Genomic DNA, 11,832 nt, shown 5'->3' on the forward strand with positions numbered 1-11,832 from the left:
CTCCTGGAGTCGCGTTGTACACCGCACACCCCGACCGTTACGCGGACATGCCCTACCGGCGCACCGGACGCAGCGGCCTGAAGCTCCCCGCGCTGTCGCTCGGCCTGTGGCACAACTTCGGCCCGGACCGCCCGGTCGAGACCCAGCGGGCCATCCTGCGCCGCGCCTTCGACCTCGGCATCACCCACTTCGACCTGGCCAACAACTACGGCCCGCCGCCCGGCGCCGCCGAGTCCGCGCTCGGCGGGTTCTTGAAGTCCGACTTCGGCGCGTACCGCGACGAGCTGGTCATCTCCACCAAGGCCGGCTACCTGATGTGGCCCGGCCCGTACGGCGAGTGGGGCTCGCGCAAGTACGTGCTGTCCTCGCTGGACCAGAGCCTGCGCCGCATGGGGCTGGACTACGTGGACGTCTTCTACTCCCACCGCCCCGACCCGGAGACTCCTCTGGAGGAGACGATGGGCGCCCTGCACTCCGCGGTCCAGCAGGGCAAGGCGCTCTACGTCGGCGTCTCCAACTACTCGGCGGAGCAGACCCGGGAGGCGGCCCGCATCCTCGGCGAACTGGGCACCCCGCTGCTCATCCACCAGCCCCGGTACTCGATGCTGGACCGCCGGCCGGAGACCGAGGGCCTGCTCGACGCCCTGGACGAGCTCCAGGTCGGTTCGATCGTGTTCTCCCCGCTGGAGCAGGGCCTGCTGACCGGCCGCTACCTGAACGGCATCCCGGAGGACTCGCGGGCCGCGAGCGACAGCCCTTTCCTGAACTCCGAGGCGCTCACCGAGGAGCTCGTCGGCAAGCTGCGCGCCCTGGACGACATCGCCAAGTCCCGCGGCCAGTCCCTCGCCCAGCTCGCCCTGGCCTGGGTCCTGCGCGGCGGCCGGGTGACCTCGGCGCTGGTGGGCGCGAGCAGCGCCCGGCAGATCGAGGACAGCGTCGGCGCCCTGGACCGGCTGGACTTCGAGGACGCGGAGCTGGCCCGGATCGACGCGGTGATCAACGGCTGAGCCGCTCCGTCAGCCGGACGGTCACCGAGTCGCCCTCCTGCTTTCCGACGGCTTTGCGCACCGGCGCGTTGACGGGGAGTTCGTGGGTGCCGTCGCCGAGGGCCATGAAGGATTCGCGGAACGGATGCCCGTCCACCGTTCCGCGGATCTTGACCAGTCCCCGGGTGCCGAAGAACGCGACGGATTGCGGCCATACGACATAGGTCCAGCCGCCGCGCGCCGGGCTCTTGCGCAGGACGGCCGTGAATTCGGCGTTCGGAGTTCCGCTTGTGGTTCCGTTCGCGCTCATGACGTCCTCCGGTCGCGGTGATCCCTGTTCCTGTGGACCGCCGCGACCGGAGGAATTCATCGCTGCCGGACCGTCAGACTGCGGCGGGCACGCGGTCGAGGAATCCGAGGACGGACGTGATCCGGTCCTGTGCGTCCAGCGTGATGACGTCGGATCCGGCCACCGGCGCCGAACCGTCCGTGTCGCTCACCAGCTCCCAGGAGAAGCGGGCGGTGTCGTGATGTCCGTCGACCGCGCCGGCGAGACGGAAGGAGAAGCCCGGGAACTGCGCGTGCGCCGCGTCGACCACGGCCGCGATCTGCTCGTGGCCGACGACGTCGGCGAGCGGGTCGGTGTAGCGGCCGTCCTCCGCCCACGCTGCGTCGACAGCCTTGGCCAAAGCCTTGGCCTCGTGGGCGTTCCAGGCCTCGAAGTAGCGGGCGACGGCGTTCTCGTAACGGTCGGTGTTCGCGGACATGGGGAAATCAGCCTCCGTCGAGGTCGTTCTTACTGGTCAGAACCCGGTTCGGCGGTTTCCGCGATCCGGTGTGACCAGCGTGCCCGCGTCGGCCGCCGAGGTCGATTACCTGACGGGTAAGGGCGGCTTCCCCGGGGGCCCGCCGCATTCCGGCCATGAACGGCAGGGAATATGCCAAGAGACTGGCCAAAAAGACATGGTGACAGTGTTTGAGTAGTGAACATACTCGAACGTCAGGGACGAGTTCACCCACAGGAGCCGCACGGAAAGCGAGGCACCACCGGCAAACGAGCACCGGGGGAGAGGGACGTGCACGACGAATTCCTGTGCCATGTCACCGCGTACGGCGTCTGCGACGGCCGACGCATCGGCGTACCGCTCGGGACCTACCGGGCCCCGACGCTGGCCCTCGCCCTGTGGTGGCTGCGGGACAGGGCCTCCTGGATGGCCGAACGGCTGGATCCGCAGCCCGAGAGCGAACACTTCCCGGCGGGCGCGCTGGTGCCGGTCGCCGACACCGTGCGCGACGTGCCCGCGCTGCTGCGGGCCTGGTGCGCCGACCTGGACCGGCAGGAGCTGGTGGCCGACGAGCTGGCGGGCGGCCGGCTGGTCCGCATCGCGGTCAGCGACGACACCACCGAATACGAACTGCTCGCCGAGTCCGTCGACGCCCTCCGCATGCAGCGCACCGTGCCGGCCCTCGTCCTCCCCGTCGGCTGACGCCCGGCGCCTCGGCTGACGCCCGGCGCCTCGGCCGCGCCCGCGCCCCCGCTCCGACCCCTCCCCCTTCCCGCCGACCCCCGGGTGCCCGGAAGGCCGAAGATCGCCCGTCCCACCCGTGGCGGGAGACTGCCTGGTCATGGGGGCTGCGCGGACGCACTCCGTCACGCTGGGCAGGGCCGGCGGGACGCGCCTGCCGGGAAGGCCGTTCGCGACCGGTCGGCGGCCGGCCGCGATCACGCCGCAGTGTGAGGCATCCCATGGTCGTCGTGTGCGGAAGGTGATAAATGAGGGGGACTGCACGGCGCGACACGGGGTACGAGCATTGGTGCACAGCAGCGTCCGGCCAGTCCGGCCTCCTAGAGAGAAACGCATGATCGAGCACATCGAGCACCTGGACGGGGCAGTGATACCGATTGGTTTCGATGTACCCGTGGAACCGCTGAGGCGGGCTGCGCACTACACCGGTGAGCCCGGCTGCATCGCCGAGGCCCGTGCGTTCGCCGCCCACTTCGTCGACCAGCTCAGGACCGAGTGGTGCGCCACGGTCGGCGACCGGGTCAGCGGCGAGGTGATGCTCGTGGTCAGCGAACTGGTGACCAACGCCGACCGGCACAGCAACGGCCCGTACATCCTGGAGCTGGAGGGCACGGACGCCTCCGTCACGGTGTGCGTCTACGACAGCAGCGACGCGCTCCCCATGCGGTTCCCCAAGGACCCCCATCGGGTCGGCCGGCACGGTCTGGAGATCGTGCACGCGGTGGCGGCGGAGGTCACCGCCGAGCGCGTACCGGTCGGCAAGCGCGTCCGCGCCGTGCTCACGTTCGAAGCCTAGGTCGGTGGGGCGCTCATGCCCCACACCTTCGCGGCGCCTCCGTGACGTCCCCGGCGGCGCCTCAGCGACCGCGCAGGCCGTGCCGTGCCGTCGACCGCCCCGCACCATGTGCTCGCGGTACGGACGCGTTATGCGCTCGGTACGGACGCGGCCATGCCTTCACCAGCCTCGGCGCCGCGTCGCGCGGCACGCCGCTGCGGCCGCCTTGCGGCCGGCCGCGCGCCTTCGTCGGCCGGCGCGCTCTCGGCCGGGCCGACCGTCCGTCCCGCCGCTTCGTCAGGCGCAGCCGAGCTCGCCCAGCATGCCCTGGCGCAGTCGGGCGATGATCCGCTTGATCAGGCGGGAGACGTGCATCTGGGAGCAGCCGAGGCGCTCGCCGATCTCCGCCTGAGTGGCTTCCTCGACGAACCGCATGTGGATGATCTGCCGGTCCCGCTCGCTGAGCTCCGCCATGAGCGGGGCGAGCGAGTGGTAGTCCTCGACGAGGCGCAGTCCCTCTTCCTCCACGCCGATGAAGTCGGCGAGGACCGCCTCGCCGTTCTCCGGGCCGTCGCCGGTGAGCGCGGCGTCGAGGGAGGAGGAGTTGTAGCCGTTGGCGGCGATCTGCGCCTCGACCACCTGGCTCTCGGTGACGTTCATCAGGGTGGCCAGCTCGGCGACCGTCGGCTCCCGGTCGAGACGGCTGGCGAGCTCGTCCCGCGCCTTGGCGAGTTCGACGCGCAGCTCCTGCAGCCGCCGCGGCACGTGCACCGCCCAGGTCGTGTCCCGGAAGAAGCGCTTGATCTCGCCGACGATGTACGGCAGCGCGAACGAGGTGAACTCCACCTCGCGGGCCACCTCGAACCGGTCGATGGCCTTGATCAGGCCGATCATCCCGGTCTGGACGATGTCCTCCATGTCGTCCCCGCGGCCACGGAACCGGCCGGCCGCGAAGCGCACCAGGGAGATGTTCATCTCGATGAGCGTGTTGCGCGCGTACTGGTATTCGTGCGTGCCCTCTTCCAGCACGGCCAGTCGCCGGAAGAACTGTCGTGACAGCTCGCGGGCGTCGCGCGGAGCGATGCTGCGGGGCGCCTCGATGCCCGGCAGCGGTGTGCTGTCGTTGCCGGCTGCGACGCCGCCCTCGACGACCTCTGCCTCCGACCGGTTCACGGCGGTCTGCATGGTCTCTCCCTCGACAGTCACGGTTCGGCGTCTGGTGCTCTCGGTCTGTGAGCGAGCACACGGGTACACGCCCCTTCGGGGGGCGGGTACCCGCTCCTCGCCGACCCATGCGTACGAATCACGAACGAATTCCCGGAGGGCCGCTCCCCGAGAAGTGTCCTCGATCGCACCCGCCGATTCCACCGAGGGCGCAATACCGCGCTCTTGCGGGGCCGACCGGCGCTCCTAGGCTTGAGAGGTGAGCAACCAAGCGCCGAACCGAGCCCGCGTGATCCCGCTGCGCCCGCCTGCCGCGCGCCCGGGCGTCCCCGCTTCCGTCCCCGCCCCCGCCGCCTCCCGGCCCGTCGCGCGGGAGCCCCTGTGGCGCGACCTGGTCGGAGACGTCCTGCGCCGCGAACGTCAGGCGCAGGAGCGCACCCTCAAGGACGTCGCCGACTCCGCCCGCATCTCCATGCCCTACCTCTCGGAGGTGGAGCGCGGCCGCAAGGAGGCCTCCTCGGAGGTCCTCGCGGCCGCCGCCCAGGCCCTCGGCCTGAGCCTGGGCGATCTGCTGGCCCAGGCCCAGGGAGAGCTGATCAGGCTCGCCGGCCGGCATTCCGTGCGAAGCCGTACGACGACCACGACCACCTCGTCCTACGACGGGCTCTGCCTGGCCGCCTGACGCGCCCCGCGGGCCGGCGTCTCACACCGTGACGAGACGCCGGCTCACCACCTCGTCGGCCAGCCCATAGGCCACCGCTTCCTGGGCCGTGAACACCTTGTCGCGGTCCATGTCGGCGCGCAGCGTCGCGATGTCGTGCCGGGTGTGCCGGGCCAGCACCTCCTCCACCTGCGAGCGGATGCGGACCATTTCCTTCGCCTGCAGCGTCAGGTCCGACACGGTGCCCTGCCGGCCGCCGCTCGCGGGCTGTCCGAGCAGCACCCGCGCGTGCTCCAGCACGAACCGCCTGCCGGGATCCCCGCCCGCCAGCAGCACGGCGGCGGTCGAGGCGGCCTGTCCGACGCAGAACGTCGAGATCGGGGCCTGGACGTACGTCATCGTGTCGTAGATCGCCATCAGCGAGGTGAACGAGCCGCCGGGCGAGTTGAGGTAGATCGCGATCTCGCTCTCCGGGGCCGACGACTCCAGATGGAGGAGTTGCGCGATGACGACGTTGGCGACGCCGTCGTCGATCTCCGTGCCGATGAAGATGATCCGCTCGGACAGCAGCCGGCTGAACACGTCGTAGGACCGCTCCCCCTGCGGGGTCCGCTCGACCACGTTCGGAATCGTGTAGGTCCCCATGTCACAGCCCCATCCGTCGCTTGGAGGCGGTGGGCTGGACGTCCGCGAGGGACTCCACGACCCGGTCCACCATGCCGTACTCCCTGGCCTGCTCGGCCGTGAACCAGCGGTCCCGGTCCCCGTCCCTGGAGATCGTCTCGGGGGACTGGCCGGTGTGCTCGGCGGTGATCCGCTCGATCGTCCGCTTGGTGAACTCCAGGTTCTCGGCCTGGATCTCGATGTCCGCGGTGGTGCCGCCGATCCCGGCCGACGGCTGGTGCATCATGACCCGCGCGTTCGGCAGCGCGTACCGCTTGCCGGGCGCGCCGACGCTGAGCAGGAACTGGCCCATGCTGGCCGCGAAGCCCATGGCGAGCGTCGAGACGTCGTTGGGGATCAGCTGCATCGTGTCGTAGATCGCCAGTCCCGCGTGCACCGATCCGCCCGGGCTGTTGATGTACAGGCTGATGTCGGTCCGCGGGTCCTCCGCCGAAAGGATCAGCAGCTGGGAGCAGACCCGGTTGGCGGAGACCTCGTCGACCTGGGTGCCCAGCAGCACGATGCGGCGGCCGAGCAGCTGGGCGGCGAGCTGGTCGTCGAACCGGGTGGGCGCCGTGTCGCCCTCCTCGGCCCGGGGGGCGAAGGTGGTCAGTGGGGTCATCGGTTCTCCTCGTCGTGGCGTGGATGCCGTCGACTCCACTGTCGACCGCGCACGACGTCCGGACGCCGTTTCTCTGCCCGCGGCAGATTCGCCACGGGCAGAGCGCTCCGGGGCTTCCCGTCCGACCTGCCGGAACGCCCGACCTGCCGGAACGCTCGACCTGCCGGAGCCCGTCCTTCAAAACGGCCGCCGCCCGGCCCGTCGAAAGAGCGGGCGGCGCGGCCGATGAGTTCCGGGGCTCGCGGCAGTCGACACTGAAGACCGCGTCCCACGCCCAGGAGGTACCGATGACCACCGACGGATTCACCACGTGTCTCTGGTTCGACGGCCAGGCCGAGGAAGCCGCCCACTACTACGTCTCGATCTTCAAGAACTCCTCCATCGGGGCCGTCGGCCGCTACAACGAGGCCGGCCCCGGCCCGGCGGGCTCCGTGCTGGCCGTGGAGTTCACGGCCAACGGACAGCGGTTCGTCGGCATCAACGGCGGCCCGCAGTTCACGTTCAGCGAGGCGATCTCCTTCCAGATCCACTGCGCGGACCAGGAGGAGGTCGACCACTACTGGGCCAGGCTCACCGAGAACGGCGGCGAGCCCGGCCCGTGCGGCTGGCTGAAGGACAGGTACGGAGTGTCCTGGCAGGTCATCCCGGACGGGGTGATCGAGATGATCAGCGACCCCGACCCCGAGAAGGCCGTCCGCACCACCCGGGCCATGTACGCCATGGGCAAGCTCGACCTCGCCGCCCTGCGGAAGGCCTACGAGGGCGCCTAGACGCCGGACGGCGGGAGCGCCCCGAGCGCCCGGGACTCGGCCAGGATCTCCCTGATCACATGCCGGGAGTTCTCCGCCAGCGGCGGATTGGTCTCCCAGTAGTACGGCAGCTGGATCAGCGAGATCGACAGCGCCCAGCCCCGGCCGCGCGCCCACTCGGCGTCGTCCGCGCCCACCGCCTCGCGGAAGGCGCCGCGCGCGGACGCGGGCAGCAGGTTCCACGCGACGATCAGATCGACGGCCGGATCGCCCACCCCGGCCCCGCCGAAGTCGATCACCGCCGCGAGGCGTCCGTCCTCGACCAGGACGTTCCCGGGGGAGAGATCCCCGTGGGCCCACACGGGCGGCGCCGTGCGCGCCGGGGCCCGCAACGCCTGCTCCCACAGTGCGGTGACCGCGTCGGTGTCGATCCGGCCCGCGAGCCGCGCGAGGGCGTCGCGGGTGGGACCGTCGCGGTCGGCCAGCGGAACACCCCGGTCGTTGGGCGGTCCGCCGCGCGGATCGATCCCGCGCAGGGCGGTGACGAACGCCGCCAGCTCCGCCGCCAGCGACAGCGGCCTGTCCACGGCGCCCGCGACCGGGTTGCGGCCCTCCAGCCAGCGGTAGACCGACCAGGGCCAGGCGAACCCCTCACCGGGCCCGCCCCGCTCCAGCGGCACCGGCGCCGCCACCGGCAGCGCGGGTCCCAGCCGGGCCAGCCAGCGCTGCTCGTGCGCCACGCTCCCCACGGCGCCGGGGTGGCGGGGCAGCCGCACCACCTTGTCGTCGCCCAGCCGGAACATCGCGTTCTCCGTCCCGGAGGAGGGCAGCCGCCGGACGGGCAGCCCCGCCCACCGCGGGAACTGGGCGGCGACCAGCCGGCCCACCAGCGGGGCGTCGAGGTCGACCTCGTCCGGACGCATCTTCACAGCAGCGCACATGCAGGCCATTGGACGGGGCCGACCGCCCGGCTGTCCACCGGTATTCGGAGAGGCGCCGCCGCGGCCGGGCGGCCCACGCCCGACGGCCGGACGTTCGGCGCGCGGGCCGGAGGCCGGGTGGCTAGCGTGAGGAACCGGACGAACCCATCTCATCAGGAGGGCCGTAGTGATGGCCGTACGACCAGAGGGAACCCCTTGCTGGGCCGACGCGATGTTCAGCGACCTGGAGGGCGCCAAGCGGTTCTACGGCCACGTCCTCGGCTGGACCTTCGGCGAGTCGACGTCGGAGTACGGGAACTACACCCAGGCCTACGCCGACGGCAGGGCGGCGGCCGCCGTCGTCCCGCCGATGCCCGGCCAGGAGGGACAGTCCCAGTGGTGCCTGTACTTCGCCTCCCCGGACGCCGCCGCGACCGCGGGCAGGATCCGCGAGCACGGCGGCGAGGTGCTGATGGAGCCGATGCAGGTCGGCGAGTTCGGCACCATGTGCCTCGCCCGTGAACCCGCCGGCGCCGTGTTCGGGGTGTGGCAGGCGGGAGTCCACGAGGGCTTCGAGGCCCCGCCCGGGCAGCCCGGCGCGTTCTGCTGGGCCGAGGTCTTCACCCGCGATCCCGAGAAGACGGACGCGTTCCTCCCGGCCGTCTTCCCCTACACGGCCAAGCAGATGCGGGACGACGCGGTCGACTTCCGGATGTTCGACATCGGCGGCGAGACCGTGCTCGGCCGCATGAGGATGACCGAGGACTTCCCGCCCGAGGTCCCCTCGTACGTCAACGTCTACTTCACCGTCGACGACTGCGACGAGGCCGTGGCCAGGGCCACCGGGCAGGGCGGGATCCTGCGCTTCGGCCCGATGGACACCCCGTTCGGACGCTTCGCCGCGCTGAGCGACCCGCAGGGCGCGAACTTCTCGGTGATCGACGTGACCACCACCGCGGGCGAGCTGCCCCAGAGCGACGAGGTCTCCTAGCCGGGCGGCCGGCGACGCCGGCGGCCGTGGCATGATCGTGCGCATGCGTGAACGAGTGGTGGCCGCGTGCGACGGGGCCTCGAAGGGGAACCCCGGGCCGGCGGCCTGGGCGTGGGTGGTCGCGGACGACGCGGAGGCGCCGACCCGCTGGGAGGCCGGGCCGCTCGGCAAGGCCACCAACAACGTCGCCGAACTCACCGCGCTCGAACGCCTGTTGGCGGCGACCGATCCGACCGTGCCGCTCGAGGTCCGGATGGACTCGCAGTACGCCATGAAAGCCGTGACCACCTGGCTGCCCGGCTGGAAGCGCAACGGCTGGAAGACCTCCGCCGGGAAGCCGGTGGCCAACCAGGAACTGGTCGTGCGCATCGACGAGCTGCTCGACGGCCGCTCCGTCGACTTCCGCTATGTGCCCGCCCACCAGGTGGACGGCGACCCGCTCAACGACTTCGCCGACCGCGCCGCCAGCCAGGCGGCCGTCGTCCAGCAGCCGGCGGGCAGCGACCGGGGCTCCCCCGAGCCGCCTGCCTCGCCGGACACCCCGAAGGCGGCCGGAAAGAAGAACGGCCGCCCCGCCGGGAACAAGTCGTCCCGGCGGAGCGGCGGTTCGTCCTCCCGCACGATCAAGGCCAAGTTCCCCGGCCGCTGTCTGTGCGGCCGCTCCTACGCGGCGGGCGAGGACATCGCCAAGAACACGCAGGGCTGGGGGCACCCGGAGTGCCGTACGGCGGACGCGGGTTGAGCCGGAGCGAGACCGTCACAGGACCGCGCCGCGCCAGCCCCCCGTCTCCAGTCCGCGCTCCTCGATGAACTCCTTGAAGCGTTCCAGATCGCCCTTGGTCTGACGCTTGACGAAGCCCAGCTTGTCGCCGACGCTCTCGGCGACGCCCTCCGGCTGGAACTCCATCTGGAGCATCACCTTGGTGTGGTCGTCGTCGAGCCGGTGGAAGGTCACCACCCCCGCCTGCCGGGCCTCGCCGGACACGGTGGTCCAGGCGACCCGTTCGTCCGGGATCTGCTCGGTGATCTCCGCATCGAACTCCCGGTGCACGCCGTTGACGCTGGTCACCCAGTGCGTGAGCGTGTCGGACCGCTGTTCGATGCGTTCCACCCCGCTCATGAACTTGGGGAACGTCTCGAACTGCGTCCACTGGTTGTAGGCGGTGTGCACGGGCACGCCGACCTCGATGGATTCCTCGACCTGCGACACGGTCGTCTCCTCCTGCGCTGTCGTGGTTCTTCCGTCGGTGACGTCGGTGCGGGTACCCGTGACCCGGACCGCAAACCGGACGGAGACGATCAGCCGGCGAACGGCGGGAGGAATCAGTCGCTGTCGAAGGTGTAGTGAGCCGTGTGATCGAGAAGGTCCGCCGGGGCGGTGTCGTTCCAGGGCTTCATCGTCTCGTGCAGATCGACGACGTCCGGCGTCCCGCCGCCGGGGAGGTAGGCGGATCCCGGATGCCGGCGCTGCCACCGGGCCCACAGCTTGTCGATGTAGGCGTGGTGCAGCCAGAACACCGGGTCGTTGGGGGAGACCCCGGTCGCCATCTGCCCGCCGACCCACACATGGACGCGGTTGTGCAGGTTGACGCCGCGCCAGCCCTCCAGGTGATTGCGGAAACCGTCGGAGGCGCTGTTCCAGGGCGCCATGTCGTACGTCGCCATCGCGAGCACCGAGTCGACCTCGGACCGGGTCGGCAACTCGCGCACGCCCGCGCCGAGCGCGCGCCGCAGATAAGTGCGCCCGTCCACCCGCACGTTGATCGGCCAGGCGCCCGCCGACGCGGCGAACGGCCCGTCCATCACCTGGCCGTCGCGGCTGCGTCCGCTGCCGCCGAGGAAGTCGGGCGCCCACAGCGACGAGCGGGGCGAGCGGTCGGCGGACCAGTCCCAGTAGGGCAACGTCACCGACGCGTCGACGGACTGCAGCGCCCGCTCGAACTCCAGGAGGAATCTGCGGTGCCAGGGCAGGAACGACGGTGAACGGTGGCCGGTGCGCTCGCCGTTGTCGGTGTCGCCGACGATGAACGCGTTGTGCGTGGTGACGAAGGCGTCGTAGCGGCCGCTGCGCTTGAGTTCGAGGACGGCGGCGACGAACCGCCGCTTCTCGTCGGAGGTCAGGGACGCCTGGTTCTTGCGGACGGTCATGGTGCGGGCTCCAAGGACGAAAGCTGCGGGGGGGAAGAGAGCGCAGGGCCGGTCAGCCGGCGGGGAAGGGTTCGAGCCGGGCGCCCTGCAGCTCGTCGACCGCGGCGCGCGCGACGGCCCTCGGGGTGGGCACCGGGTCGTAGTGGCTGACCACGCTGATCCAGGAGCCGTCGGCGTTGCGCATCACGTGCAGCTCCGCCCCGTCGACGTACACGGCGTAACCGCCGCCGTGGTGGTGGCCGCCCCCGGTGGCGGGCCGGCCCTGTATGCGGCGGCCCCGGTAGACCTCGTCGAAGGGCTCGGGCGAGTCGTGGGAGCCGCCGTGAGGGTCGTGGTGCGACCCGGCGGCCCGGGCGGCGGGGACGGCGACGAACGGGGCGCCGGCGGCGACGGCCACCGCGGTGAGTGCGCGACGACGGGTGAGTTCCGGCATGCGGGACCTCCTGGAGTGCGTTGGGTTGACGACTCCGCATGCCTATCGGCGGCCGGGAGAGAGGGGGAAATCGCCTCCGACCGGTTGGCCGCGATCCGGACAATCAATGACAAGTAGTGCAGTGTTGAACGAAGATGATCTTGTCGCGCGATGGCCCCGGCCGAGGCGGAACGGGCAATTCCTTTGCGCCGGGG

General features: G+C 71.2%; 16 protein-coding genes. 7 read left to right on the forward strand and 9 right to left on the reverse strand.

What is annotated here, in order from left to right; all coding sequences use genetic code 11:
- Positions 1-14: 14 nt before the first annotated feature.
- Complete coding sequence (mgrA, locus tag ACFVYK_RS14485; RefSeq protein ID WP_389773095.1) at positions 15-1,007, forward strand: L-glyceraldehyde 3-phosphate reductase; 993 nt, start codon at positions 15-17, stop codon at positions 1,005-1,007.
- Here the strand turns inward: mgrA and ACFVYK_RS14490 are convergent.
- A complete protein-coding gene (locus tag ACFVYK_RS14490) occupies positions 997-1,296 on the reverse strand; it encodes a DUF1905 domain-containing protein (RefSeq protein WP_389773098.1) in 300 nt (99 codons plus the stop codon). The genes mgrA and ACFVYK_RS14490 overlap by 11 nt on opposite strands.
- Before the next feature lie 73 nt (positions 1,297-1,369).
- Positions 1,370-1,753, reverse strand: coding sequence for a nuclear transport factor 2 family protein (locus ACFVYK_RS14495; RefSeq protein WP_389773100.1), 384 nt, complete (start codon positions 1,751-1,753; stop codon positions 1,370-1,372).
- Positions 1,754-2,062: 309 nt separating this feature from the next.
- Between ACFVYK_RS14495 and ACFVYK_RS14500 the strand changes: the two genes are divergently transcribed.
- Together ACFVYK_RS14500 and ACFVYK_RS14505 are read left to right on the forward strand one after the other, a co-directional pair.
- Positions 2,063-2,473, forward strand: coding sequence for a hypothetical protein (locus ACFVYK_RS14500; protein WP_389773103.1), 411 nt, complete (start codon positions 2,063-2,065; stop codon positions 2,471-2,473).
- Positions 2,474-2,846: 373 nt separating this feature from the next.
- Positions 2,847-3,308, forward strand: a complete 462-nt coding sequence (locus ACFVYK_RS14505; protein WP_389773105.1) for an ATP-binding protein — start codon at positions 2,847-2,849, stop codon at positions 3,306-3,308.
- A 276-nt stretch (positions 3,309-3,584) separates the two neighbouring features.
- On the opposite strand, the gene ACFVYK_RS14510 is transcribed toward ACFVYK_RS14505, so the two are convergent.
- Positions 3,585-4,472 carry an RNA polymerase sigma factor SigF gene (locus ACFVYK_RS14510; protein WP_389773107.1) on the reverse strand — a complete coding sequence of 296 codons (888 nt, stop codon included), beginning with the start codon at positions 4,470-4,472 and terminating at the stop codon, positions 3,585-3,587.
- Between the two features lie 238 nt (positions 4,473-4,710).
- Between ACFVYK_RS14510 and ACFVYK_RS14515 the strand changes: the two genes are divergently transcribed.
- A complete protein-coding gene (locus tag ACFVYK_RS14515) occupies positions 4,711-5,133 on the forward strand; it encodes a helix-turn-helix domain-containing protein (protein ID WP_389773110.1) in 423 nt (140 codons plus the stop codon).
- A gap of 21 nt (positions 5,134-5,154) precedes the next feature.
- Here ACFVYK_RS14515 and ACFVYK_RS14520 read toward each other — a convergent pair whose 3' ends face one another.
- Both ACFVYK_RS14520 and ACFVYK_RS14525 read right to left on the reverse strand, forming a co-directional pair.
- Entirely contained in the window at positions 5,155-5,757 is a 603-nt protein-coding gene (locus tag ACFVYK_RS14520) for a ClpP family protease (RefSeq protein WP_389773113.1), read from the reverse strand.
- 1 nt (position 5,758) lies between these two features.
- A complete protein-coding gene (locus tag ACFVYK_RS14525) occupies positions 5,759-6,397 on the reverse strand; it encodes an ATP-dependent Clp protease proteolytic subunit (protein WP_329406602.1) in 639 nt (212 codons plus the stop codon).
- Between the two features lie 287 nt (positions 6,398-6,684).
- On the opposite strand from ACFVYK_RS14525, the gene ACFVYK_RS14530 reads away from it, so the two are divergent.
- Positions 6,685-7,167 carry a VOC family protein gene (locus ACFVYK_RS14530; protein ID WP_389773116.1) on the forward strand — a complete coding sequence of 161 codons (483 nt, stop codon included), beginning with the start codon at positions 6,685-6,687 and terminating at the stop codon, positions 7,165-7,167.
- Here ACFVYK_RS14530 and ACFVYK_RS14535 read toward each other — a convergent pair.
- Positions 7,164-8,087, reverse strand: coding sequence for an aminoglycoside phosphotransferase family protein (locus ACFVYK_RS14535; RefSeq protein ID WP_389773119.1), 924 nt, complete (start codon positions 8,085-8,087; stop codon positions 7,164-7,166). The genes ACFVYK_RS14530 and ACFVYK_RS14535 overlap by 4 nt on opposite strands.
- A gap of 169 nt (positions 8,088-8,256) precedes the next feature.
- Here ACFVYK_RS14535 and ACFVYK_RS14540 point away from each other — a divergent pair, with 169 nt between their 5' ends.
- Together ACFVYK_RS14540 and ACFVYK_RS14545 are read left to right on the forward strand one after the other, a co-directional pair.
- The gene (locus ACFVYK_RS14540; RefSeq protein ID WP_389773122.1) at positions 8,257-9,057 is read left to right on the forward strand and encodes a VOC family protein; all 801 of its coding nucleotides are present in this window, start codon (positions 8,257-8,259) and stop codon (positions 9,055-9,057) included.
- A 31-nt stretch (positions 9,058-9,088) separates the two neighbouring features.
- Entirely contained in the window at positions 9,089-9,799 is a 711-nt protein-coding gene (locus tag ACFVYK_RS14545; protein ID WP_389773125.1) for a ribonuclease H, read from the forward strand.
- A gap of 15 nt (positions 9,800-9,814) precedes the next feature.
- On the opposite strand, the gene ACFVYK_RS14550 is transcribed toward ACFVYK_RS14545, so the two are convergent.
- From ACFVYK_RS14550 to ACFVYK_RS14560, 3 genes are all read right to left on the reverse strand, one after another.
- On the reverse strand, positions 9,815-10,267 hold the full coding sequence (locus ACFVYK_RS14550; RefSeq protein ID WP_389773127.1) for an SRPBCC family protein: 453 nt from the start codon (positions 10,265-10,267) through the stop codon (positions 9,815-9,817).
- A gap of 113 nt (positions 10,268-10,380) precedes the next feature.
- Positions 10,381-11,205, reverse strand: a complete 825-nt coding sequence (locus tag ACFVYK_RS14555) for a tyrosinase family protein (protein ID WP_389773130.1) — start codon at positions 11,203-11,205, stop codon at positions 10,381-10,383.
- Between the two features lie 52 nt (positions 11,206-11,257).
- Positions 11,258-11,638 (reverse strand): tyrosinase cofactor, encoded by a 381-nt coding sequence (locus ACFVYK_RS14560; protein ID WP_389773132.1) that lies wholly within the window; start codon positions 11,636-11,638, stop codon positions 11,258-11,260.
- Positions 11,639-11,832 lie beyond the last annotated feature (194 nt).

The sequence above is a fragment of the Streptomyces sp. NPDC058291 genome (assembly GCF_042880855.1).
In the GTDB taxonomy this organism is placed as follows: Bacteria; Actinomycetota; Actinomycetes; order Streptomycetales; family Streptomycetaceae; genus Streptomyces.